This window comes from Streptomyces sp. NPDC005574 (assembly GCF_040605435.1).
Classification (GTDB): domain Bacteria; phylum Actinomycetota; class Actinomycetes; order Streptomycetales; family Streptomycetaceae; genus Streptomyces.
In genome coordinates, this window is sequence record NZ_JBEXCW010000049.1 from 1 (window position 1) to 23,915 (window position 23,915).

At 72.9% G+C, this 23,915-nt stretch carries 23 protein-coding genes; 7 read left to right on the plus strand and 16 right to left on the minus strand.

From position 1 onward, the window contains the following. Positions 1-374 precede the first annotated feature (374 nt). Positions 375-812 carry a MarR family transcriptional regulator gene (locus ABZT03_RS26885; RefSeq protein WP_356043633.1) on the minus strand — a complete coding sequence of 146 codons (438 nt, stop codon included), beginning with the start codon at positions 810-812 and terminating at the stop codon, positions 375-377. Positions 813-925: 113 nt separating this feature from the next. On the opposite strand from ABZT03_RS26885, the gene ABZT03_RS26890 reads away from it, so the two are divergent. Further along, a complete protein-coding gene (locus tag ABZT03_RS26890) occupies positions 926-1,948 on the plus strand; it encodes an NADP-dependent oxidoreductase (RefSeq protein ID WP_356043636.1) in 1,023 nt (340 codons plus the stop codon). Positions 1,949-2,054: 106 nt separating this feature from the next. On the opposite strand, the gene ABZT03_RS26895 is transcribed toward ABZT03_RS26890, so the two are convergent. Next, entirely contained in the window at positions 2,055-3,206 is a 1,152-nt protein-coding gene (locus ABZT03_RS26895; RefSeq protein ID WP_356043639.1) for a serine hydrolase domain-containing protein, read from the minus strand. 326 nt (positions 3,207-3,532) lie between these two features. Here ABZT03_RS26895 and ABZT03_RS26900 point away from each other — a divergent pair, with 326 nt between their 5' ends. Next, positions 3,533-4,348: an EI24 domain-containing protein gene (locus tag ABZT03_RS26900; protein ID WP_356043642.1), complete on the plus strand. Its 816-nt coding sequence runs from the start codon at positions 3,533-3,535 to the stop codon at positions 4,346-4,348. On the opposite strand, the gene ABZT03_RS26905 is transcribed toward ABZT03_RS26900, so the two are convergent. Next, positions 4,329-5,591, minus strand: a complete 1,263-nt coding sequence (locus tag ABZT03_RS26905; RefSeq protein WP_356043645.1) for a pyroglutamyl peptidase — start codon at positions 5,589-5,591, stop codon at positions 4,329-4,331. The two genes, ABZT03_RS26900 and ABZT03_RS26905, sit on opposite strands and share 20 nt — an antisense overlap. 118 nt (positions 5,592-5,709) lie before the next feature. Further along, positions 5,710-6,285, minus strand: coding sequence for a TetR/AcrR family transcriptional regulator (locus tag ABZT03_RS26910; RefSeq protein WP_356043646.1), 576 nt, complete (start codon positions 6,283-6,285; stop codon positions 5,710-5,712). Between the two features lie 103 nt (positions 6,286-6,388). Here ABZT03_RS26910 and ABZT03_RS26915 point away from each other — a divergent pair, with 103 nt between their 5' ends. Next, positions 6,389-8,836, plus strand: a complete 2,448-nt coding sequence (locus tag ABZT03_RS26915) for a glycoside hydrolase family 3 C-terminal domain-containing protein (RefSeq protein WP_356043649.1) — start codon at positions 6,389-6,391, stop codon at positions 8,834-8,836. A 97-nt stretch (positions 8,837-8,933) separates the two neighbouring features. On the opposite strand, the gene ABZT03_RS26920 is transcribed toward ABZT03_RS26915, so the two are convergent. Further along, positions 8,934-9,905: an aldose epimerase family protein gene (locus tag ABZT03_RS26920; protein WP_356043652.1), complete on the minus strand. Its 972-nt coding sequence runs from the start codon at positions 9,903-9,905 to the stop codon at positions 8,934-8,936. Between the two features lie 37 nt (positions 9,906-9,942). Next, positions 9,943-10,833, minus strand: coding sequence for an SGNH/GDSL hydrolase family protein (locus ABZT03_RS26925; protein ID WP_356043654.1), 891 nt, complete (start codon positions 10,831-10,833; stop codon positions 9,943-9,945). Between the two features lie 270 nt (positions 10,834-11,103). On the opposite strand from ABZT03_RS26925, the gene ABZT03_RS26930 reads away from it, so the two are divergent. Next, positions 11,104-11,598 (plus strand): DUF3145 domain-containing protein, encoded by a 495-nt coding sequence (locus tag ABZT03_RS26930; RefSeq protein WP_356043656.1) that lies wholly within the window; start codon positions 11,104-11,106, stop codon positions 11,596-11,598. Positions 11,599-11,694: 96 nt separating this feature from the next. On the opposite strand, the gene fabF is transcribed toward ABZT03_RS26930, so the two are convergent. The 5 genes from fabF to fasR all read right to left on the minus strand — a co-directional run bounded on the left by fabF (position 11,695) and on the right by fasR (position 16,672). Further along, on the minus strand, positions 11,695-12,966 hold the full coding sequence (gene fabF / locus ABZT03_RS26935) for a beta-ketoacyl-ACP synthase II (RefSeq protein WP_356043659.1): 1,272 nt from the start codon (positions 12,964-12,966) through the stop codon (positions 11,695-11,697). Positions 12,967-13,066: 100 nt separating this feature from the next. Continuing rightward, on the minus strand, positions 13,067-13,315 hold the full coding sequence (locus tag ABZT03_RS26940; RefSeq protein WP_037735848.1) for an acyl carrier protein: 249 nt from the start codon (positions 13,313-13,315) through the stop codon (positions 13,067-13,069). A 105-nt stretch (positions 13,316-13,420) separates the two neighbouring features. Continuing rightward, positions 13,421-14,416: a ketoacyl-ACP synthase III gene (locus ABZT03_RS26945; RefSeq protein WP_356043662.1), complete on the minus strand. Its 996-nt coding sequence runs from the start codon at positions 14,414-14,416 to the stop codon at positions 13,421-13,423. A 22-nt stretch (positions 14,417-14,438) separates the two neighbouring features. Beyond that, positions 14,439-15,377, minus strand: coding sequence for an ACP S-malonyltransferase (locus ABZT03_RS26950; protein WP_356043664.1), 939 nt, complete (start codon positions 15,375-15,377; stop codon positions 14,439-14,441). A gap of 89 nt (positions 15,378-15,466) precedes the next feature. Next, complete coding sequence (gene fasR / locus ABZT03_RS26955; protein WP_356043666.1) at positions 15,467-16,672, minus strand: fatty acid biosynthesis transcriptional regulator FasR; 1,206 nt, start codon at positions 16,670-16,672, stop codon at positions 15,467-15,469. 736 nt (positions 16,673-17,408) lie between these two features. Between fasR and ABZT03_RS26960 the strand changes: the two genes are divergently transcribed. Then, positions 17,409-18,062 carry a pirin family protein gene (locus ABZT03_RS26960; RefSeq protein WP_356043669.1) on the plus strand — a complete coding sequence of 218 codons (654 nt, stop codon included), beginning with the start codon at positions 17,409-17,411 and terminating at the stop codon, positions 18,060-18,062. Here ABZT03_RS26960 and ABZT03_RS26965 read toward each other — a convergent pair. Together ABZT03_RS26965 and ABZT03_RS26970 are read right to left on the minus strand one after the other, a co-directional pair. Further along, complete coding sequence (locus ABZT03_RS26965) at positions 18,059-18,886, minus strand: serine hydrolase domain-containing protein (protein WP_356043672.1); 828 nt, start codon at positions 18,884-18,886, stop codon at positions 18,059-18,061. The two genes, ABZT03_RS26960 and ABZT03_RS26965, sit on opposite strands and share 4 nt — an antisense overlap. Before the next feature lie 18 nt (positions 18,887-18,904). After that, on the minus strand, positions 18,905-19,372 hold the full coding sequence (locus ABZT03_RS26970; protein WP_356043675.1) for a GNAT family N-acetyltransferase: 468 nt from the start codon (positions 19,370-19,372) through the stop codon (positions 18,905-18,907). Positions 19,373-19,469: 97 nt separating this feature from the next. Here ABZT03_RS26970 and ABZT03_RS26975 point away from each other — a divergent pair, with 97 nt between their 5' ends. Beyond that, positions 19,470-19,934, plus strand: coding sequence for a MerR family transcriptional regulator (locus tag ABZT03_RS26975; protein ID WP_356043678.1), 465 nt, complete (start codon positions 19,470-19,472; stop codon positions 19,932-19,934). Beyond that, the gene (locus ABZT03_RS26980) at positions 19,931-20,947 is read left to right on the plus strand and encodes an aldo/keto reductase (RefSeq protein WP_356043681.1); all 1,017 of its coding nucleotides are present in this window, start codon (positions 19,931-19,933) and stop codon (positions 20,945-20,947) included. The genes ABZT03_RS26975 and ABZT03_RS26980 overlap by 4 nt, the downstream gene beginning before the upstream one ends. An 11-nt stretch (positions 20,948-20,958) precedes the next feature. Here ABZT03_RS26980 and ABZT03_RS26985 read toward each other — a convergent pair whose 3' ends face one another. From ABZT03_RS26985 to ABZT03_RS26995, 3 genes are all read right to left on the minus strand, one after another. After that, positions 20,959-21,813, minus strand: a complete 855-nt coding sequence (locus ABZT03_RS26985; RefSeq protein ID WP_356043763.1) for a DUF4429 domain-containing protein — start codon at positions 21,811-21,813, stop codon at positions 20,959-20,961. A 57-nt stretch (positions 21,814-21,870) separates the two neighbouring features. Continuing rightward, positions 21,871-23,088 (minus strand): alpha/beta hydrolase, encoded by a 1,218-nt coding sequence (locus ABZT03_RS26990; RefSeq protein ID WP_356043683.1) that lies wholly within the window; start codon positions 23,086-23,088, stop codon positions 21,871-21,873. A gap of 83 nt (positions 23,089-23,171) precedes the next feature. Beyond that, positions 23,172-23,831, minus strand: a complete 660-nt coding sequence (locus ABZT03_RS26995) for a TetR family transcriptional regulator (protein ID WP_356043686.1) — start codon at positions 23,829-23,831, stop codon at positions 23,172-23,174. Positions 23,832-23,915 lie beyond the last annotated feature (84 nt).

Below are 23,915 nucleotides of genomic sequence, written 5' to 3' on the forward strand. Positions count from 1 at the left end.
CGACCGGCCCCCGCCTGCCGCTGCGACCGGCCTGGGGGCGCCACTACGACCGGCCCCCGCCTGCCGCTACGACCGGCCCGCGCGTGCCGCTGCGACCGGCCTGGGGGCGCCACTACGACCGGCCCCCGCCTGCCGCTACGACTGGCTGTTGTGCCGCTGCGACCGGCCTTGGGGCGCGGCCCCGACCAGCCCGGCGTTGCCCGCTACGGCCCCCTGGCGTGCCGCTACGACCGGCCCAGGCGTGCCGCCACACCGAGGCCGACGTGCCGTCACACCGCCCCCCGACGTGCCGCCACACCGAGGCCCCCGTGCCGCCACCACCGACCCGGCCCCCGCCTCGCCCCCGTCGCGAAACCCCCCGCCGGGGCCGCCGCTCACGGTGCCAGCATCCGGCGTAGGAGATCCCGCAGGGACCCGCGTTCCTCGGCCGACAGGCCCGCCAGGGGCTCGCGGGCGAAGCGGAGGCCCTCTCGCAGGTCCCGGGCGATCCGGCGGCCCTCGTCCGTAGCCGCGGCCACCTTGACGCGCCGGTCGGTGGGGTCCGGCCGGCGTTCCACCAGGCCGCGTGACTCCAGCCGGTCCACGATGCCCGTGACGTTCGACGGCTCACACTTGAGTTTCCGGGCCAGCTTGCGCATGGGCAGCGGTTCCAGGGACAGCAGACTGAGGAGCCGCGCCTGCGCGCCGGTCAGCGCGTGCTCCGCGGCGGCGTCCTCGTAGTCCTCGTAGAAACGGGCCACGACGTCACCGATGAGTTCGACGACTTCCATGGTCAGGGGGTCGGTGCGGGCGGTCTGCCGAGGTGTGGCCATGACGTCCAGGATACCCGCTTACTTGACATCCTGAAATATTCAAGAGCATGGTTGTTTCAGGTACTGAAGTATTTTGGCCGAGCCCACCGCGGCCGGCCCGGAAAGGCGCTCTCATGACCGACACCCCCGCACTCCCCGCCACCGGCCGCGAATGGCACCTCGCCGCCCGCCCGGTCGGCTGGCCCAAGCCCGAGGACTTCTCCCTGGTCGAGGCGGAGATCCGGCAGCCCGGCCCCGGCGAGGTCCTGGTCCGTAACGCGTACCTCTCCGTCGACCCGTACATGCGCGGCCGGATGAGCGCCGCCAAGTCGTACGTCGCCCCCTACGAGCTGGGCAAGGCCATGCAGGGCGGTGCCGTGGGCGAGGTCGTCGCCTCGGACGCCGAGGGCGTCGCGCCCGGCGACCACGTGCTGCACTTCGGCGGCTGGCGCGAGTACGCCACCGTCGACGCCCGGCAGGCCGTCAAGGTCGACCCCGACGCCGCGCCCCTGTCGACGTACCTCGGCGTCCTCGGCATGACCGGCCTCACCGCCTACGCCGGTCTCCTGCGCACCGCCTCCTTCAAGGAGGGCGACTCCGTCTTCGTGTCCGGCGCGGCCGGCGCCGTGGGCAGCCAGGTCGGCCAGATCGCCAGGCTGAAGGGCGCCTCCCGGGTCATCGGTTCGGCCGGCTCCGACGAGAAGGTCAAGCTCCTGGTGGAGGAGTACGGCTTCGACGCCGCCTTCAACTACAAGAACGGCCCGGTCGGCGCGCAGCTCCGCGAGGCCGCCCCGGACGGTGTCGACGTCTACTTCGACAACGTCGGCGGCGACCACCTGGAGGCCGCCATCGGCTCGCTCAACCTGAAGGGCCGCATCGCGGTCTGCGGCATGATCTCGGTCTACAACAACACCGAGGCCGCCCCCGGCCCCAGGAACCTCGCCCGGCTGATCCAGACCCGCGGCCGTATCGAGGGCCTCCTCGTCGGCGACCACTACGACCTGCAGCCGCAGTTCGTCGAGGAGGTCGGCTCCTGGGTCCGCTCCGGCGAGCTCAAGTACCGCGAGACGGTCGTCGAGGGCGTCGACAACACCCTGGAGGCGTTCCTCGGCGTCCTGCGCGGCGACAACACCGGAAAGATGATCGTCAAGGTCTGACACCCGGCCCGGCTCCGGACGCGCCGGAGGCCGCATCCCCGGACACGCCGGAGGCCGCACCCCCGGACGTGGGGTGCGGCCTCCGCCGGCGGGTGGTGCGCGTCCGTCACATCGCGAGGGCAGCCCGGTGGACGGCGGACACCAGCCGCTCGTTCTCCGGCGCCGCCCCGCCCGGGAACGCCAGCCGGCGCCGCGTGTAGCCGTACGCGAGGCCGCTGCGCGGATCGGCGAACGCCTGCGAACCGCCCGCCCCGCTGTGCCCGAAGGACCCCGCCCCGAGGAACGGGTGCCAGGTGTCCGCCGTGGCCTGGAAACCGAGGCCGTACGACTTGTGGGCCCGCGCCACCAGGTCGTAGCCGACGGAGTGGATCTGCCCCACCTCGGCGACGGTGTCCGGCTTCAGCAGCGGCGGCCGTCCGTCCACCTCGCTGATCGCCGCCGCGTACATCCCGGCGAGCCCGCGGGCGGCGGCCACCCCGCCCGCCGACGCCGGTCCCCTGGCGCGTACGGCACGGGAGTTGGCGTAGTCCTCCAGGGCGACCGCGTCCGGCCCGTGCCGGTTGAACGCGATGGAGGACAGCGTGTGCGGCCCGGTCGGCTGCAGGTCGAGCAGGGCCTGCTGCGTCGGCGTCGGCGCCATCGGCTGCACACTGCGGAAACGCGGCTCCAGGGCGGCCGGCAGCCCCAGGAAGAAGTCCAGCCCGTACGGGGCGCGCACCCGCTCCTCGTAGACCTCCTGGAGCGTACGGCCGGTCGCGCGGCGGACGACCTCACCGGTCAGCGCGCCGATGACCAGCGCGTGGTAGCCGAAGGCCGTGCCGGGGCGCCAGAACGGGCGCTGCTCCGCGAGCCGCTCGGCGACGACCCGGTCGTCGGTCAGCTCCTGCGCCGTGAACCCGCCGTCGAGGCCGACCACTCCGGCGCGGTGCGCGACCAGGTCACGCAGGGTCAGCGTGCCCTTGCCCTCGGCCCCGAACTCGGGCCAGTAGTACGTCACCTTGCGGTCCGGCTCCAGCGTGCCGTCCTGCATCAGAAGGGCGACCACGAGGTGGGCGGCACCCTTGGTCGACGAGAACACGCCGTACAGCGTCTGGGCGTCGGTACCGTCCCCCGCCCACAGGTCGACCACCCTGCGTCCGTGCACGTAAGCGCACAACTGGCCCTCGTAGTCGGGGCGTTCCGATGCCACCAGCGCGGCGAACTCCTCGCGCACCGCCTCGAAGCCGTCCGCGACGCTGCCGTGGATCTCCTGCGTCATCCGCTCTCCTCACCTGAACCGCCCCGTGCGTGTGCCCTGTGAACCATGCCCGTCCGAGCTGGTGAACTCCCCTTTCGGCGTCCTTCGATCGGTACGGCGAGGCGTACCCGTTCGACTCAACAGCACGGGGGGAGAGTTCGTGTCACGCAAACCCGGATGGCGCAGCCCGAACGGTCCGGACGGGGCACGCCGGCACCGGCGCGGACGAACGGGACCCCGTCTCGGGTATGGCCCGGGGGCCACCGGCACGGGCGCCGCGCCGCCCTTCGGTGCCTCCTCGCACCGCCCCTCAGCGGCGGCCGGAGCGCCCCCGATAGAGTTTCCCCATGCGTGATCTCGGGGCGGGCTTCCACTACCTTCTGCAGGGCCAGCGATGGGTGGCACGGCACGGCAGGCAGTACGGGTTCGGGCTGCTCCCGGGCCTGATCACCCTGGTGCTCTACCTGGCCGCGCTGGTCTCGCTGGCGCTGTGGGGCGAGGACTTCGTGGGCTGGACGACCCCCTTCGCCGACGACTGGTCGAGCCCCTGGCAGGGACTCTTCCGCGGCTTCCTCACCGCGGTCCTGTTCGCCCTCGCCCTCCTGCTGTCGGTGCTCACCTTCACCGCCGTCACCCTGCTGATAGGGCAGCCCTTCTACGAGAACCTCTCCGAGAAGGTCGACCGTGACGTGTCCCCGGACGGCACCGCGCCCGAGTCCGGTCTGCCCCTGTGGCGCGAGCTGTGGATCTCGGCCCGCGACAGCGTCCGGATCGTCGTGCGCGCCCTGCTGTGGGCCGTGCTGCTGTTCGCGCTCGGCTTCGTCCCGTTCGTCGGCCAGACGGTCGTCCCGGTGATCGGGTTCTTCGTCACCGGGTTCTTCCTCACCGAGGAACTCACCGCCGTCGCGCTCCAGCGTCGGGGCGTCGACCTGCGGGAGCGCCTGACCCTGCTGCGCTCCCGCAAGACCCTGGTGTGGGGGTTCGGCACCCCGCTCGGCCTGTCCTTCCTGGTGCCGTTCGTCGCCGTGTTCCTGATGCCGGGAGCGGTCGCGGGCGCTACCCTCATGGCCCGCGACCTCCTGGGCGAGGACACCGCCGCCGGCGCCGGGGAGGACGGCGGCTCCGCCCCGGCCGACGAGGGGGTCAGCCGGCCGGCCGGCTGACCGCCACCGTCAGGATCGACCGGACCTGGGCGATGATGTCCAGCCGGTTCCGCACGAACTCCGGGTCGGTCACCGTCCCCGTCGCCGGATCGGTGTTCCCGGCGCCGAACTCCAGCACGGGCGTGTGCACATGCCCGCCCGGCAGCGTCTCCCGCAGTCCCAGCCGGTCCCGCAGCAGGGTCGCCCGGTAGGCGATCTCGTTGGAGAGGTAGTCCCCGCCGCCGCCCGCCCGGGCGGTGGAACCGGCCGTGGGCCCGTCCGGCCGTACGACGGGTGTGGTGCCTCCCGCCGGGATCTCGGTGACGGCGGTGTGGTCGTACACCGGGAAGCGCCCGGTGTCCGCCGCCACGATCGCCGCGTACGGCAGGGTCGTCGTCGTCCACTGGGGCTGCGAGGCCGGGTCGGCGACCGGCACGGTCCCGGTCAGGCCGACGGCGTCGTTGTCGGGGAAGCCGCCCCGCCAGGCCCCGTTGGTGCGCTCCACGTCGAACCGGCCGACCCGTCCCTGGCTCACCGTCGCGAACAGGTCCACCCGCGGCAGGTACGGCCGCAGTGTCCGCTCCACCGTGCCCTGCGTGAAGTCCTGCCAGCGCACCGGGAACACGGCCGTCTCGATCCGGGCCGGTCCGTCCGCCGTGCGGATCACCGTGCCGTCGAGGGCGAGCGCGGTCGCCCCGGACGGGTTCGAGATCCGCACGTCCCGGTCCAGCGTGAACGGGTCGAAGCCGGTGACCAGGATCCGCTTCACGCCCCCGCCGTGCGGGTACCGGATGGCGGTCTGCCCGCGCGAGGTCCGCTCCAGTGCGCCGAGCAGCGCGGCGCGCCGGGCGTCGCCGAGCGCGAACTTTGGCTGCCAGGCGCGTACTTCCCGGGTCATGGCGAGCCGCGCCCAGTACAGCGGCCGGTCGTCGTCCCGGCTGAGGTCGCCGCCCGCCGGTCCGCGTCCCTGCGCGCGGTCCACGGCCCGCCGCCACAGCGCCGCTCCCTCGTGCGCGACGAGGTGACGGGCGCGGGCGTAGGAGCGGGCCGAGCCGAGGGAGTGCGCGAACTCGGCCGCCGCGGCGTCGAATCCGGAGCGCCGCAGGATCTCCCGGGGTGCGGCCCGGTCGAGCCGCTGTTCCTCGACGGTGGTGGCCGGTGCGGTCTCGGCGGCGGCGGAATCGGTGGCGGCCGTGGTGGGGGTGGCCAGTCCCGCCAGCAGGGTCAGTCCGAGCATGCCGATCCGAAGTCGTATGGAGTGCAAGGGGGTTGGGTCCTTCCGTCGCTGTGGGGAGCGTGCTGCCGGACGGCGGCAGTATCGCGCGACGGAAGTGGTCCACGCCATGCCGTGTGACATGGGCGGCCGTGGGTGACGCGCGGGTTCAGCGCTCGCCGAGCAGGGTCAGGAAGTCGCGGAACGCGCCGGGCATGTCCACTGACTCGGGGTCCAGCAGCCACTGGTACTGCAGGCCGTCCATCACCGCGACCAGCAGCGGCGCCGTGCGTTCGGGGCTGAGGCCGTTGGGCAGGGTGTCGCCGTACTCCGCGCGCAGGGCCGACGCCATGCTCGCGCGGACCCGGGTGTAGCGCTCGGTGAAGTACTCCCGCGCCGGATGGCCCTCGGTGACGCTCTCGCCGAGCAGCGCGGAGAAGGTCTGGATGATGCCGGGGCGCATCGCGTTGTACTCGACCAGTGAGGAGAGCAGGTCGACCCGCCACTGGGTGTCCGGCAGGGCGTCCCACTGGTCCCGCTCCTCCAGGACGGCGACGAGCAGCGCGTCCTTGGTGGGGAAGTGGTGCAGCAGCCCCTGCTGGGTCAGCCCGACCCGCTCCGCGACCGCGGCCAGGCTCGCGCCCCGGTAACCGCGCTCGGCGATCACCTCCAGGGCCGCCCGGACGATCTCGGCGCGCCGCTCCTCGCTTCTGACCCTGGCGCTCATCCCGTCACGGTACGGCATCCCCGCCCCCTCCATGTAACGGCCGAATAACGAAACCTACCGTCCTACAGGTAACGGGTGCACGATGTGGGGACCGTACGGACTTCGACGAGGAGGCGCCTCGATGGCGGACACCCTGGGACCCCGCTCGACCCCGGCCGACGAGGCGCGCGAGGCGGTCGTCGCGGCGGCTCTCACCACCCTGGACCTCGACGCCAAGACCCGGCTGCTGGCAGGCCAGGACATGTGGTCCCTGCCCGCCCTGCCGGAGATCGGCCTGGACTCCCTGGTCATGTCCGACGGCCCGATCGGCGTCCGGGGCGTGCGCTGGACCGCCGACGACCCGTCCGTCGCCCTGCCCTCCCCGACCGCGCTCGCCGCCACCTGGGACCCCGCCCTGGCCCACCGCGCCGGCGTGCTGCTGGCCCAGGAGGCCCGCCGCAAGGGCGTCCACGTGCTCCTCGCGCCCACGGTCAACCTGCACCGCTCCCCGCTCGGCGGCCGCCACTTCGAGGCGTACAGCGAGGACCCCTACCTGACCGGCCGCATCGGCTCCGGATACGTCGGCGGAGTGCAGGAGGGCGGCGTCGGCACCACCGTCAAGCACTTCGTCGCCAACGACGCCGAGACGGACCGCTTCACCGTGAACAACCTGGTCGGCGAACGCCCCCTGCGCGAGCTGTACCTCGCTCCCTTCGAGCACATCGTCGAACACGCCCGCCCCTGGGGCGTGATGACCGCCTACAACACGGTCAACGGCACGACCATGACCGAGCACCACCGCCTGGTGAACGGGGTGCTGCGCGGCGAATGGGGCTTCGACGGCGTCAACGTCTCCGACTGGATGGCCGCCCGCTCCACCACCGGCGCCGTCCAGGGCGGTCTGGACGTGGCGATGCCCGGCCCGCGCACCGTGTACGGCGAGGCCCTCGCCCGAGCCGTGCGGGACGGCGAGGTCGAGGAGGCCACGGTCGACGAGGCCGTCCGCAACGTCCTGCGGCTCGCCGCCCGCGTCGGCATCCTCCGGGGCGCCGAACCGGCCGTCACCGTCCTCCCCGACCCCGTCGACGGGGTGGCCCTGGCCCGCGAGATCGCCCGCCGCTCCTTCGTCCTGGTCCGCAACGAGCGCGCCGCCCTCCCGCTGAAACCCGGAACGGTCGCCCTGATCGGCGCCGCCGCCCGCGACGCCCGCATCCTCGGCGGCGGCTCCGCCACCGTCTTCCCCGCCCGGACCGTGTCCCCGCTGGAGGGCCTCACCGCCGCCCTCCCCGAGGGCGCCCTCCGCTACGCCCTCGGCGCCGACCCCGTAACCGAACTCGGCGTCGCCGACCAGGGCTTCGCCCTGCGGGCCGTGTGCCGCGACGCCGGGGGGAACGTCATCGGCACCGCGTCCGCCCCCAGCGGCCACCTCCAGTGGATGGGCTCCGACCTCCCCGCCGGCGTCACCCACGAGTCGCTGCACAGCGTGGAACTGACCGGCACCTTCACCCCGCGCGCCGGCGGCCCGCACACCTTCGGCATCAAGGGCATCGGCGCCTTCACCCTCACCGTGGGCGGCACCACGTACTTCGACGGCGTCCAGCGTCCCGGGAAGGACGACCCCTTCGTCACCTTCTTCGGCGCCCCCGAGCCCCGCGCCCGCGTCGAACTCACCGCGGGCGAGCCGGTCGACGTCTCCCTCGCCCACGCCGTGGTCCTGCCCGACGACCTCTCGATCAAGGTCGTGACGTTCACCCTCGCCCACCAGGAACCCCGGCGCGACCCCGACGAGCTGATCGCCGAGGCCGTCGAGGCGGCCCGCGGCGCCGACACGGCCGTCGTCGTGGTCGCCACCACCGACCGCGTCGAGTCGGAGGGCTTCGACCGCACCGACCTCGCGCTGCCCGGCCGGCAGGACGACCTGGTCCGCGCCGTCGCCGCCGCCAACCCGAACACCGTGGTGGTCGTCAACTCCGGCTCCCCGGTGGAACTGCCGTGGCGCGAGGACGTCGCCGCCGTACTGCTGAGCTGGTTCCCCGGCCAGGAGGGCGGCGCGGCCCTCGCGGACGTGCTGACGGGCGCGCACGAACCCGGCGGCCGTCTGCCCACCACCTGGGGCTCCTTGGCCACCGCCCCGGTCACCCGGGTCGTCCCCACCGACGGTGAACTCGCCTACTACGAAGGGGTGTTCATCGGCTACCGCGCCTGGGAGAAAGAGGGCCGCACCCCCACGTACCCCTTCGGCCACGGGCTCGGCTACACCGACTGGACCTACGAGGCGGTCGAGACCCTGGGCACCGGCGTCCGGGTCCGCCTCCGCAACGACGGCACCCGCACCGGCCGTGAGGTCGTCCAGGTCTACCTCGCGCCCGCCGACCGCGACCCCGGGCGCCCACCGCGCCAGCTCGCCGGGTTCGCGACCGTGGAGGCCGGCCCCGGCGAGCGCGTCGAGGTCACCGTGGAACTTCCCCGGCGCGCCTTCGAGATCTGGGACGAGACGACCAACTCATGGTCGTTTGTGAAGGGTTCGTACGAGATCCAGGTGGGACGCTCGATCACGGACCGTCGGCTCACGGCGACTACTAACGTCTGATCCGGGGCAGGTCTCCCAGCGACAGCCCCGGCCCGGGACCTGACACCCGGGCCGGGGCTTGTGGCGCTCCGGGACCCGCGCGGGGCGCCCGGGGAGCTCAGCGCGCCGAGAAGCCGTACACCGTCTGAGACCGGAACACCCCGCCCGGCCGCAGCACCGTGCTCGGGAACTCCGGCCGGTGGGGGGAGTCGGGGAAGTGCTGGGTCTCCAGCGCCACACCGTCCCCGGGGGCGAACGGGCCGTCCAGGTGGTCCGCCGTGTACAGCTGCAGCCCCGGCTCGGTGGTGGCCACCGTCAGCACCCGCCCCGACTCCGGGTCGTGCAGCTCGGCCACCTCGACGGGCGTGTCCGTCACCCCCTTGTCGAGCACGAAGTTGTCGTCGTAGCCCGAACCGGTCCGCCGCGCCTCCCGGAAGTCGAAGCGCGTCCCCGTCACGTCCTCCAGCGCGCCGGTCGGGATCAGGTCCGCGTCGACCGGCGTACGGCGGGAGGCGGCGAGCCGCAGGACGTGGCCGCCCGCGTTCCCCGAGCCGGCGAGGTTCCAGTAGGCGTGGTTCGTCAGGTTCACCACGGTCGGCGCGTCCGTCACCGCCTCGTAGACGATCCGCAGCGCGCCCGACCCGTCGAGGGAGTACGTCACCGAGACCTCCAGCCGCCCCGGGAAGCCCTCCTCGCCGTCCGGGCTGACCCGGGTGAGCCGCACGCCGTACTCGACCGGGGCCACCTCCCACGCCCGCTTGTCGAAACCGTTCCCGCCGCCGTGCAGACAGTTCGGCCCGTCGTTGCGCGGCAGCTCGTGGGTCACCCCGTCCAGCGGGAGGCGGCCGCCCGCGATGCGGTTCGCGTACCGCCCGACCAGGGCGCCGAAGAACGGGCCCTGGTGCGCGAGATAGCCGTCCAGGCCGGCGAAGCCCAGCACCACGTTCCCGCCGCGCCCGTCCCGGTCCGGGACCTCCACCGACTGCACGATCCCGCCGTACGACAGGATCCCCACCCGGACGCCGGCCCGCTCCAGGGTCCAGCGGTGGACCGGGGTGCCGTCGGGAAGTGTGCCGAAGAGTTCGTTCATGTGCGAAACCCTAGGACACTCCTGCGGACACCCCGCGTCAGCCCTTCCCCGACGTCACCGCGCGGTAGGCGATCTCCGCCAGCCGCGCCTGGCCGTCCACACTCGGGTGGAACCAGTCCCAGTGGCTCAACTGGTCGGTGCCGAAGCGGTAGTCGTAGACCGCGCCACCGTCGAAACGGCACCGCTCGTCCTTCGCGCACACCTCCTCCAGCACCGCGTTGTACGCCTCCACCCGCTTCTGCACGGTGTCCCGGCGCAGCGTCGCCGCCGAGTCCAGGACGTCCGCGTCACCCAGCATCGACGGGCAGATGCCCAGCTTCCACACCTGCTTGCCCAGCGGGTTGGTACGCCCCTCGGACCACAGCCGCTTCAGGTTCGGCACGCTCGCCACATACACCTGGGCCCTGGGCAGGGTCCGGCGCAGCGTGCTCATCGCATCCTCGAACGAGGCGCGGAAGCCGGCCACCGAGGTCATCGCGGAGGTGCTCGCCCGGCAGGCGTCGTTCGCCCCCGCCATCACCGTGACCAGCTCCGGCCGGCGCGCCGCCGCCCGCGCCATCTGACCGGGCAGGTCCGCCATCCGCGCCCCGGTCACCGCGTAGTTCCAGCTGCGCTCGGCCGCCTTCCGCGCGCCCAGCAGCCGCACCGCGAGCGAGTCGACCCGGGTGCTGGCACCGGTCGCCCACGACACCTCCGGACAGTCCGTCAGGATCGCGCAGGCGTCGAAGCCGCGCGTGATGGAGTCCCCCACCGCCGCGACCGACCCGGGGCTGCGGTCCCAGGCCGGGGTGGGACTCGCCCGCGTGGCCTTCCGCGCCGCGGTCGGCCCGGCGGAGTCACCGCCCGCCGCGTCACAGCCACCGACGCCCAGGACGGCCGCGGCCAGGACGGCGAGCAGCGCCCGTGAACGGTGGCTCGGCTTCCGCATCCCCTGATCGTCCTCTCGGTCGGTGTGCACGGCCGGTCGTGGTTTCCTCCCCCTCCATGACAACGCGCGGGAGTTCCCGACCGGACCGCACGCGACAGCCGACGCCCGTACAAGCGTCCTGCCGGGTGAATGGCGGGCGGTCAACGGCACCGGGACCGACGGTACGTCACACTCCTTGCGCCGCCGCACGGTAGCCTCGCCATCAAACGTGGCTGCCCGCCACAGCCGTCCGCCAGTACGCAAGATGTCCCGCTCTGCCCGGAGGTCCCGGTGACGACACGTGGAGTTCTGTACGTGCACTCCGCGCCGCGCGCGCTGTGCCCGCACGTCGAGTGGGCCGTCGCCGGGGTGCTCGGCACGCGCGTCAACCTCGACTGGATCCGGCAGCCCGCCGCGCCCGGCACCTGGCGCTCGGAGTTCTCCTGGCAGGCCGAGGCCGGCACCGCCTCCAAGCTCGCCTCCGCGCTGCGCGGCTGGCACCTGCTGCGCTTCGAGGTCACCGCCGAGCCCTGCCCGACCGCCGAGGGCGAGCGCTACAGCTGCACCCCCGACCTCGGCATCTTCCACGCCGTCACCGGCATCCACGGCGACATCCTGATCCCCGAGGACCGGCTGCGGGCCGCCCTGCTCCGCTCCCAGCGCGGCGAGACGGACCTGGAGTCCGACCTGTCCAAGCTCCTCGGCAAGCCCTGGGACGACGAACTCGAGCCCTTCCGCTACGCGGGCGAGGGCGCACCGGTGCGCTGGCTGCACCAGGTGGTGTGACGAAACGCCCCGAGCGGCGACCGACCGGCAGGCGAACGAAACGGTGTGTGGCCCGCCCCCGGCCGGGGGCGGGCCACACACCGTTCACGGCACGGCTCAGATCGTGCGGAACGCCAGCACCACGTTGTGCCCGCCGAAGCCGAACGAGTCGTTCAGCGCGGCGATGCGGCCCTCGACGGGCAGCTTGCGCGCCTCGCCGCGGACGATGTCGGCGTTCGCCTCGGCCTCGGGGTCGATGTTCTCGACGTTGATGGTCGGCGGGGCCAGCCGGTTGTAGAGGGCGAGCACGGTCGCGACCGACTCGACGCCGCCCGCGCCACCCAGCAGGTGACCGGTCATCGACTTCGTCGCGGACACCGCGAAGTGGTCCGCGTCGTCGCCGAACACCTTCCGCAGCGCCTTCAGCTCGGCCACGTCACCGGCCGGCGTCGAGGTGGCGTGCGCGTTGACGTGCACGATCTCCGCCGGGTCCAGGTCGGTGTTGTCGAGCAGGTTCTGCAGGGCGTGCGAGATGCCGCGGCCCTCCGGCTCGGGCTGCACGATGTCGTGGCCGTCGGCGGAGATGCCCTGGCCCACCGCCTCGGCGTACACCCGGGCCCCGCGCTTGGCGGCGTGCTCGGCGGACTCCAGGACGATGACGCCGGCGCCCTCGCCGAGGACGAAGCCGTCACGGCCGGTGTCGTAGGGACGCGAGGCGCCCTGCGGGTCGTCGTTGTTCTTCGACATCGCCATCATGTTGCCGAAGGCGGCGATGGGCAGCGGGTGGATCGCCGCCTCCGTGCCACCGGCGACCACGACGTCGGCGCGGCCGGTACGGATCATCTCGATGGCGTAGCCGATGGCCTCGGCGCCCGACGCGCAGGCGGAGACCGGCGTGTGCACGCCCGCGCGGGCGCCCACGGCCAGACCCACGTTCGCGGAGGGGCCGTTGGGCATGAGCATGGGGACGGTGTGCGGGGAGACGCGGCGGACGCCCTTCTCCTTGAGCACGTCGTACTGGTCGAGCAGGGTCGTCACGCCGCCGATGCCGGAGGCGATGACGGCACCGAGCCGGTCGGGGTCGACGGAGCTGTCCTCACCGGCCCGGGCGGTGAAGCCGGCGTCGGCCCACGCCTCCTTGGCGGCGATCAGCGCGAACTGCGCCGAGCGGTCCAGACGGCGGGCCTGCGGCCGCGGAATGACCTCCGTCGGCTCCACGGCCACGGGGGCCGCGATACGGACGGCCTGCTCGGCCGCCCACTCCTGCTCCAGGGGCTTCACGCCGGACTTGCCGGCGATCAGGCCCTCCCAGGTCGAGGCTGCGTCGCCACCCAGCGGTGTGGTTGCGCCGATACCGGTGACGACCACGGTGCGATTGGTCGGGCTCACGGGAATTCATTCTCCATCGGATACGAGGGGGACAACCCCCGCGTAAGCGGGGACTACGGCGCCACCGCCGGGTGGCGGGGCAGACGGACCGATCCGGGGATCAGCCCTGGTGCTTGAGGATGTAGCTCGTCGCGTCACCGACGGTCTTGAGGTTCTTGACATCCTCGTCGGGGATCTTGACGTCGAAGCGCTCCTCGGCGGCGACGACGACCTCGACCATGGACAGCGAGTCGACGTCCAGGTCGTCGGTGAAGGACTTGTCCAGCTGGACGTCCTCAACCGGGATGCCGGCGATCTCGTTCACGATGTCGGCGAGACCGGCGACGATCTCTTCCTGAGTGGCGGCCATGTCAGGCGCTCCTTCGTTGGTGTTTCCAGAGGGTGTGGCGCCCGCCGCGGTCGGCGGCGGGTGGTGCTTCCGCCGTACCGGACCACAAGATCCGGCACGGAGTGCCTAGGGGAGGGTAACCACCGTGGCGGCGTACACGAGACCCGCCCCGAATCCGATGACGAGCGCGGTGTCGCCGCTCTTCGCCTCGCCGGTCGCCAGAAGCCGCTCCATCGCGAGCGGGATCGAGGCGGCCGAGGTGTTGCCGGTGGTGCGCACGTCACGGGCGACCGTGACGTGCTCCGGCAGCTTGAGAGTCTTCACCATCGAGTCGATGATCCGCTCGTTGGCCTGGTGCGGAATGAAGACGTCCAGGTCGCCCGAGGTGATCCCGGCCGCGTCCAGCGCCTGCTGGGCGACCTTCGCCATCTCGAACACGGCCCAGCGGAACACCGCCTGGCCCTCCTGCGTGATCGCCGGGAACTTGCCGGAGCTGTCGTACTCCGTCCACGGCACGGTCTGCTTGATGGTCTCGGACTTGTCGCCCTCCGAGCCCCAGACCGTCGGGCCGATCCCCGGCTCCTGGGCGGGACCCACGACGACCGCGCCGGCCCCGTCACCGAACAGGAAGGCCGTGGCCCGGTCCTCCAGGTCGGTCAGGTCGGAGAGCCGTTCGACGCCGATGACCAGGACGTACTCCGCGGAACCCTCGACGACCATGCCCTTGGCGAGGGTGAGGCCGTAGCCGAAGCCCGCGCAGCCGGCGGAGATGTCGAAGGCCGCGGCCTTGTTCGTACCCAGCTTGTCGGCGATCTCCGTCGCCACGGCCGGGGTCTGCTTGAAGTGCGAGACGGTCGAGACGATCACGCCACCGATCTGCTCGGCGGCGATACCCGCGTCGGCGATCGCCTTGCCCGACGCCTCGATCGACATCGCGGCGACGGTCTCCTCGTCGGAGGCCCAGTGCCGGGTCTGGATCCCGGAGCGCGAGCGGATCCACTCGTCGGACGAGTCGATCGTCTCGAGGATCACCTCGTTGGGCACGACCCGCGTCGGACGGTAGCCGCCCACACCGAGGATGCGCGCGTACGGGGCGCCCCTGCTGGGCTTGATCTTCGACATGATCGGTCGGCTCCTTAGGGGGTCAGGCGCCCGCCGCGTCAGCGGCAGAGTCGGTGGCCGAGGCGATCAGTTCGCGGGCCGCGTCGAGGTCGTCGGGGGTCTTCAGCGCGAGCGTCTTGACGCCGGGCAGCGCACGCTTGGCCAGCCCGGTGAGCGTTCCGCCGGGGCACACCTCCAGGAGGGCGGTGGCGCCGAGCTCCTGGAAGGTCTCCATGCACAGGTCCCAGCGGACCGGGTTGGCGACCTGGCCGACCAGCCGCTCCAGCACCTCGGTGCCGGTGGCGACGGCCCGGCCGTCCTTGTTCGAGACGTAGGCGACCTTCGGGTCGGCGGGCGCCAGCGACTCCGCGGCCTTGGCCAGCGCCTCGACCGCGGGAGCCATGTGGTGCGTGTGGAACGCCCCGGCGACCTTCAGCGCGACGACCCGGCGGACACCCTCCGGCGGGTCAGCCTCCAGCGCGGCGAGCTGCTCCAGGGTGCCGGCGGCCACGATCTGGCCGGCGCCGTTCACGTTCGCCGGGGTCAGGCCCAGCTTCTCCAAGTGCGCGACGCTGACCTCGGGGTCGCCGCCGAGCAGCGCCGACATGCCGGTCGCGGTGACCGCGGCGGCCTCGGCCATGGCCAGGCCGCGCTTGCGGACCAGGGCCAGCGCGGCGGTGTCGTCGAGCACGCCCGCGAAGACGGCCGCGGTGATCTCGCCGACGCTGTGGCCCGCGACGGCACCGGGAACCACGTCACCGAGCGCCGCGGCGGACAGGAGTCCGGCGGCCACGAGCAGCGGCTGGGCCACCGACGTGTCGCGGATCGCGTCCGCGTCGGCCTTCGTGCCGTAGTGGGCGAGGTCGAGTCCGATGGCGTCCGACCACGCGGCGACGCGGTCGGCGGCGCCGGGGAGTTCGAGCCAGGGAGTCAGGAAGCCGGGCGTCTGGGCGCCCTGGCCGGGAGCGACGAGTACGAGCACTCTCACACTCTCTCTTGTGGACGGCCTCGGCCGCCCGTGGGGACAGGGACGAAGAACAGGAGGGGGTTTTGTGGGCCCCCGACAAAAGCCTAGAGCTGGAGATCCCCGTCGGCCAGACGCCCCAGGATCAGCGCGATGCGCAGCGTGAACGCCGAACGCACGTCCGAGGGTGACCAACCGGTGACGTCAGTCACACGTCGGAGCCGGTAGCGCACGGTGTTCGGATGGACGAAGAGCATCCGGGCGGCGCCCTCCAGACTGCTCGCCTGTTCGAGATAGACGGACAGCGTCTCCAGCAGCGCGGACCCGGCCTCCTCCAGCGGTCTGTAGATCTCCTCCACCAACTGCTCGCGGGCCGAGGGGTCTCCGGCCATCGCCCGCTCCGGCAGCAGATCGTCCGCCAGCACCGGCCGCGGGGCGTCCTGCCAGGCCGTCCCCGCCTTCAGCCCGGCGGCCGCGGCCTGCGCGGACCGGGTCGCCGCGAGCAGGTCGGGCACCACCGGGCCCGCCACCACCGAACCCGCCGCGAACGGGCCGATCAACGACTTGGCGACCGCCAGCGGGTTGTCGCTGCCGCCCGCGATGACGACGAGCCGGTCCCCGAGCACACCGGTCAGGACCTGGAGCTTCGCATGCCGGGCGGCCCGCCGGATGGCCTCGACCGTCAGCTCCGAGTCGCCCTCCGGGGCGGTGCCGAGCACCACGCACACGTGCTCCGGGGAGTTCCAGCCGAGGGCCGCGGCCCGGCTGACGGCCCCCTCGTCGGCCTCCCCGCTGAGCACGGCGTTCACCACGAGCGACTCCAGCCGGGCGTCCCAGGCCCCACGGGCCTCGGCGGCCTGCGCATACACCTGGGCGGTCGCGAAGGCGATCTCCCGGGCGTACACGAGCAGCGCCTCGCGCAGCACCGACTCGTCCCCGGGCGCCGCGACCTCGTCGATCGCGGACTCCATGACCTCGATGGTGGTACGCACCATCTCCACCGTCTGCCGCAACGTGATGGCCCGCGTCAGCTCGCGCGGAGCCGTGCCGAACACGTCCGTGGAGATCGCCTGCGGGGCGTCCGGGTAACGGAACCACTCGGTGAACGCGGCGATGCCCGCCTGGGCGACCAGCCCGATCCAGGACCGGTTCTCCGGCGGCATCGCCCGGTACCACGACAACGTCTCGTCCATCCGCGCGATGGCCTGCGCGGCAAGACTTCCGGACGACCTCTCCAGCCGCTTCAGCGTCGCGGGGTGCGGATGGACGGCGGCCGCGGCGGCTTCGGGAGGATGGGCTTCGGGTTCGGGCACGGGACAAGACTGCCTTATCCGGACGCGCGGGTGCGCTGCCGGGTGGGTCGGGGCGCGCGTGCTGGACGGCTCGGTCGCCTTCGGGGGCGCGCGTGCTGGATGGCTCGGTCGCCTTCGGGGGCGCTCCAGCCGGTGCCGGGACGGCGATCGTGCTCAGCGCTGCGCGCCGCTGTGCTGGATGGCTCGGTCGCCTTCGGGGGCGCTCCAGCCGGTCCCGGGACGGCGATCGTGCTCAGCGCTGCGCGCCTCCGCGCGTTCACCGTCCCGGCACCGGCGCGCCCCCTGCGGCTCCCTCGCGGCCGACGCGTGGGGACAGTGGGGCTTGGTGGGCCCTTGGCCGGGGTCTTGCCGGGCGTGTGGGGTGCCGGGCGGCGCGCTCTCTGCGGCTTCCTCGCGGCCGGCGTGTGGGGGGCAGTGGGGTGTGGTGGGCCTTTGGCCGGGGTCTTGCCGGGCGTGTGGGGTGCCGGGCGGCGCGCTCTCTGCGGCTTCCTCGCGGCGGGCGTGTGGGGGGCAGTGGGGTGTGGTGGGCCTTTGGCCGGGGTCTTGCCGGGCGTGTGGGGTGCCGGGCGGCGCGCTCTCTGCGGCTTCCTCGCGGCGGGCGTGTGGGGGCAGTGGGGCGTGGTGGGCCCTTGGCGGGCGCGCGGTGAGGCAAGTGGGGCGTGGTGGGCCCTTGGCGGGCTCTACCCGGGCGTGTGGGATGCGGGGTGTTGTGCCCGGCAGGGCTACCGTGGGGTTCGTGATGGACGTGCGGCGCGCCGTGGAGCGCTACCGGGGTGGCGACGCCGAGGCTGGGATCGAGTCCTGGCACGCCTTCTCCTTCGGCCCGCACTACGACCCCGGCAACCTCCGCTTCGGCGCCGTGCTCGCCTGCAACGAGGAGCGGCTCGCTCCCGGCGCCGGCTTCGACGAGCATCCGCACAGCCACACCGAGATCGTGACCTGGGTGGTCGAGGGCGAGCTGACGCACCGCGACTCGCTCGGCCGGGAGAGCCTGGTGCGCCCCGGGGACGTGCAGCGGCTGAGCTCCGCGTCGGGCGTGCGGCACGTCGAGCGCAACGACGGCCCGGGCCCGCTGGTCTTCGTCCAGATGTGGCTGGCGCCGCTCACCCCGGGCGGCGACCCGTCGTACGAGACCGTCCGCGGCATCGCCGACTCCACGCCGTACGCCGTCCCGGAGGCGGGCGCGCTGCTGCACGTGCGGCGGCCGGCGGCGGGGGAGCGGACCGCGGTACCGGACGGCCGGCACGTCTACGTCCACGTCGTACGCGGCGAAGTGCGGCTCGACGACGAGGAGTTGGGGGCGGGCGACGCGGTCCGGATCACCGACGCCGAGGACGTCGAGGTGATCGCGGTGACCGCGGCCGAGCTGCTCGTGTGGGAGATGTCCTAGCGCGCGTCCCGGAGTTCGGCGAGGACCGCGTCCGTGAAGGCCGGCCACGCCTCGGTCGCCCAGGGGCCGAAGGCGCGGTCCGTGAGGGCCACGCAGGCCGCCCGCGCGTCCGGGTCGATCCACAGGAACGTACCGGACTGGCCGAAGTGGCCGAACGTCCGAGGGGAGGACGAAGTCCCCGTCCAGTGAGGCGACTTGGAGTCGCGGATCTCGAAGCCGAGGCCCCAGTCGTTGGGGTTCTGGTGGCCGTAGCCCGGCAGCACGCCCTTGGTCCCCGGGTACTGGACGGTCATCGCCGCCGCGACGGTCCGGGCGTCGAGGAGCCGGGGCGCCTGCACCTCCGCCGCGAACCGCAGCAGGTCGTCGACGGTGGACCGCCCGTCCTTCGCCGGGGAGCCCTCCAGCGAGGTCGACGTCATCCCCAGCGGCTCCAGCACCGCCTGCCGCAGGTACTCGGCGAACGGGATCTCGGTCGCCTTCGCGATGTGGTCCCCGAGCTGCTCGAACCCGGCGTTCGAGTACAGCCGCCGGTCGCCGGGCGGGGCCGTCACCCGGTGCTCGTCGAAGGCGAGGCCCGAGGTGTGCGCGAGGAGATGGCGCACCGTCGCCCCGGGCGGCCCGGCGGGCTCGTCGAGGTCGATCGCGCCCTCCTCGTGGGCGACCAGCGCCGCGTAGGCCGCGAGCGGCTTGGTGACCGACGCCAGCCGGAAGGGCTGCCCGGCCGGCCCGTGGGTGGCGAGGACCGTGCCGTCCGCGCGTACGACCCCCGCCGCAGCGGTGGGAACCGGCCAGTTCTCGATCAACGCGAGGCTCTGCAAGGACATGCCGAGGAGCCTAAGTGGTCACAGGGTCAGTCCCATGGCGGGGTCCGGTTTGCGGACGAAGCCGAGGGAGGCGTACAGGGGCTCCGCCTCGGCGGACGCGGTGAGCAGGACCTGTCCCGCCCCCCGCTCGCGGAACCAGGTCAGGAGTTCCTCCATGCAGGCGCGCGCGTATCCCCGGCGCCGGGCGTCCGGGTCGGTGGCGACACTGAAGACGTACCCGGCGCGCCCGCCCGGATTGGCCGCCTTCCCGATGCGGTAGTCGACCGTGCCGACCGCCAGGGCCGCGCACGCCTGCGGCCGGTCCGGGTGGCCGGCGACGAAGGCGGCGAAGTCCTCGTCCTCCGCGAGCCGCCGGCGCAGCGCCGGCAGCGCTTGCGCGTGCCACTCCGTACCGGGCTCCGCGCCCGCCATCGAATCGATCATCACCTGGCGCAGACGCAGGACTTCCACTGCGTCCTCGGGGGTGGCGCGGCGTACGAGACTCATGCACCGCACGGTAATCACCTGGCGGGTGGCGCGTCCTGGGGATTTCTTACCCGTCCTGCTTGCTTCGAGTGCGCTCCAAGCCCTTAGCGTGGAGGCCATGACGGTGACGGAGACCCCGGGTACCAGGACCGACAGCTGCGCGGCCCCGCCGCACCCCCACCGGCGCCCGCAAGGCCAGGACGCCTACACGATCAGCGAGGTCGTCGCCTTCACCGGTCTGACGGCCCACACCCTGCGCTGGTACGAGCGCATCGGCCTGATGCCGCACATCGACCGCTCGCACACCGGCCAGCGCCGCTACAGCAACCGCGACCTGGACTGGCTCGACCTCGTCGGCAAGCTGCGGCTGACCGGCATGCCGGTCGCCGACATGGTGCGGTACGCGGAGCTGGTGCGCGAGGGCGACCAGACCTACACCGAGCGCTTCGAGCTGCTGGAGGCGACCCGCCGCGACGTGCTCTCCCGGATCGACGAACTGCGGGACACGCTCGCGGTGCTCGACCGGAAGATCAGCTTCTACGCCGACGCGGGACGCGCCTACGAGAAGGAGAAAGTCGGATGACGCACGGCACGATCCCCACCGCACGGCTGGCCGGCGACGGACCCGAGGTGGGCGTGCAGGGCCTCGGCTGCATGGGCATGAGCTTCGCCTACGGCCCCTCGGACGCGGACCAGTCCCGCGCCACCCTGGAACGGGCGCTGGAACTCGGCGTGACCCTCTACGACACGGCGGACGCCTACGGCGCCGGTGAGAACGAGCGGTTCCTGTCCCCGTTCTTCAAGGCGCACCGCGACGAGGTCGTCATCGCCACGAAGTTCGCCCTGTCCATTCCGCCCGGCGAGCCGACCCGGCGGGTCGTCCGCAACGACCCGCCGTACATCCGCGAGGCCGTCGAGGCGAGCCTGCGGCGCCTGGACGTCGACGTCATCGACCTCTACTACATGCACCGCCGCGACGTGAACGTGCCGATCGAGGAGTCCGTCGGCACGATGGCCGAGCTGGTCCGCGAGGGCAAGGTCAAACACCTCGGGCTGAGCGAGGTCACCGCCGACGAGCTGCGGGCCGCGCACGCGGTGCACCCCATCGCCGCCCTGCAGTCGGAGTGGTCGCTGTTCAGCCGGGACATCGAGGCGTACGTCGTCCCGGCCGCCCGCGAACTGGGCGTGACCCTCGTGCCGTACTCGCCGCTCGGCCGCGGGTTCCTCACCGGCTCCTTCACCGACGCCGACCAGGACCTCGGCGCGGACGACTTCCGCCGCCAGCAGCCCCGCTTCACCGGGGACAACGCCGCCGCCAACGCGGCCCTGCTCGAACCGGTCCGCGCGGTCGCCGAGGCCCACGGCGCCTCGGCGGGCCAGACCGCCCTGGCGTGGGTCCAGCAGCGGGCGTCGGTGCACGGCCTGCCGGTGATCCCGATCCCGGGCACCCGCAAGCCGGGCCGGGTGGAGGAGAACACGGCGGCGACCCGCATCGAGCTGAGCGAGGACGAACTGTCCCTGCTGGAGCCGATAGCGGCCAAGGTGGCGGGCGACCGCTACGCGGACATGTCGTTCACCTCCGCCGGACGCGAGTAACCGCCCGGGGCCTACAGCTCGGCGAGGAGTTCCGCCTTCTTCACGGAGAACTCCTCGTCGGTGACGAGACCGGCCTCGTGCAGTTCTCCGAGGTGGCGGATGCGCTCGGCGATGTCGGCGGGGTCGCGGCGCGGCGCGGCCGGCACGGCGACCGTCCCGCGGGAGCGGACGGCGGCCAGCACCGCCGCGGCGAACGGCAGCGACTCGTGGACGGGCCCGTAGCCCAGGCCGAAGACGACCGAGGCGGGATCGTGGTCGGCCTGCGCCGCCTGCCCGGTGCCCGCCTCGCGCGGCACCAGACGCAGATGTCCCTCGAACACCTCGGGGGAGCGCCATTCGACGCCGCTCAGGTCGGCGACCGGGAAACTCTGGTCGCCGGCCTTCCACTTGGCGGAGGACGCGCCCGTCCAGAACCACCGGAAGCGGACGGTCTTCCCGTCGAAGGACGCCTTGCCGTCGTACGCCTTGAACTTCAGGGGCACCTCGGGGGCCGGCACCATGAACCGGTCGGCGGGCCCCGACTCGCCCAGCCGTGACCGCAGTTCGTCGGCATAGTACTCGGCGAGCGTCTCCCGCTCCCCGGACAGCACCAGCCGGTAGGGGTCGCAGCCCTCCCTGAGCTGTCCCGCCGCCGCCTCCATCAGCGGGTCGGCGCCGGGCCTCGGCTCGGCCCGCAGGACGACGGTGCCGCGCCGCCCGGGGGTCAGCGTCACCCCAGCGATCGCGTCCAGGGGGATACGGCGTTCCCCGAGGGCCTGGAAGAGCTTGGGGGTGCGTATCCCCCGTTCGTAGCGGATGAGCACGGAGTCGGAATCGAACTCCCAGGCGGCATGAAATCCGGCCAGTACGTCACCCATGCGGCTCATCGTATGTGGCACGAGCTCCTCCGTCCCCTCCCCGCGCGGACCGCGGTTTCTGCGCCTCTACGCGCGTCCGACCGTCGTCGTGCCGGACAAACCCTTCCAGCACCGGTTGTCCTCGTCCGCGCACACCACCGAGTGGTACGCGCCGACGCCGATCTCGGCGAAGTTCAGCAGGCTCGCCGTGCCCGGCTCGAAGTAGCCGCTGTGGCCTCGGGCACCCTGCGCCGACAGCACCCGCGCGCCGAAGCCCGAGGACACCGGATCTGCGCCGTGACCCAGCCCGCCGACCTCCAGGTACGGCACGTCCCGCACCCAGTCGGTGGCGTCCCGCATCGCCCACACCCGGGCCGAGGTGCGCAGCCGCTCGGCGTTCCCGGCACGCATGCCCGGGCTCGCGGCCACCGCTATGTCGGCCACGCGGTGCGGCAGGTCGTGCGCGGCCAGACCGCACACCACGGAGCCGTAGCTGTGGCAGAACAGCGAGACGGGCGCGTGGCCGGGCAGGCCGCGCAGCAGCGCGTTCAGCCGGACCGCGCCGTCCTCGGCGCGCATCGCGGTTGCCGAGTCGATGCCGAGCCCGTCGGGGGTGGTGTAGTCGGCCCACGCGATCACGGCCGTACGCGTGTCGGGACCGACGTCGCGCTCGGCCGCGTACAGCGCCTTGGCCATGCCGACGGGCGCGGAGTACCTGCGGTTGGTGCGCTGGAACGTGAGCAGGTCGGTGTCGACGCCGGGGACGACGACGGAGACCCGCTCGGCCCTGGACAGGCTGCCGAAGACCTCGGCGACCCGCCCCGAACCGGCCGGGTCGAAGGCGAGGATCTTGCGGTGCCCGCCCAGCAGCGCCTCGAAGCGGTTCATACGGCGGGCGGCGGCCTGCTGCCCGTCCTGCGAGAGGCGTGGGTCGTGCACGCGCCTGAGCTCGACCCGGCGGGCCTTGTCGAGCGCGAGACGGTTGGCGCGGTAGCGCAGGGCGACCGGGGCGCCGTTCATGTTGCCGACGGCGAGCGGGTAGCGGTGCGCGAGCCGGGCGCGCTCCTGCGCGGTGAGCGAGGCGAAGAACCGGCGGAGCACGTCGGGTGCCGCGTCCGGGTCCGGCAGCCGGTGGCCCTGGACGTGCCCGTGCTCCCATGCGGAGAGCGAGGTCTGGAGCGCGCCGGTCACCCGGTGGTGGCGCAGCGCGGTCCAGCCTGTGGTCGCCAGCATGACGAACACGACGGCCAGCGCGAGCAGTGCGCGCCAGACGTTCAGTTGCGGGGAGGTGTCGAAGGAAGTCACTGAAAGGACACACTAGGAGAACGAGAGGGTCTCGCGTTAACCAAGTGACGCGGATCACGGTTTCAGGGTCCGTGAGGAATTCCTCAGCCCGTACGCCAGTTCCCCAGCAGGGCAGGGCCCACCTGATCGAGGTAGGCGGCGGTCAACTCCCGCATGGCTTCGGTGCTGACCTCGTCGCCCACCGACCACTTGCGCTCGGTCACCCGGATCACGGCGCTGAAGACGGCGACCAGCAGGCGCGGCCGGGGGTCCGCCTCCACGTCCAGGCCCTCGCGCTCGGCGATGATGCGGGCGATCCGCTCCTCCAGTTCCGCCGAACGGCCGAGGTGCGCGGCGAGCAGCGCGGGCGTCGACTCGATCACCCGGTAGGTGCGCAGGTGGAGTTCGAGGGGTACGACCTGCTCGATGGCCTCCCCGATGGTGTGCCAGCTCTCCAGGACGGCCCGGCGCAGCGCCTCCAGCGGGGGTTCGTGCGGCGGGCGGGCCCGGACGGCCTCGGTGAAGTGGGACTCCGCGAGCCGAGGGGCGAAGAAGACCGCGTCCTCCTTGCTCGCGAAGTAGCGGAAGAAGGTGCGCTGCGAGACGTCGACGGCCTCGGCGATGTCGTCGACGGTCGTGCGCTCGTACCCCCGGTCCGTGAACAGGTCGAGGGCGGCCCGCAGCAGGGCGTCCCGGGTGCGCTGCTTCTTGCGTTCGCGCAGGCCCGGTCGCGGTACCGGCTGAGCGGCACCCACTGTCTCCATGCCTCTCCTCTTTACTGTTCCCCCTGCTCATGGCAAGGAGTCGGTGTCGTGACAGTTACCGACTTGTGAATTGCTTTGTCAACT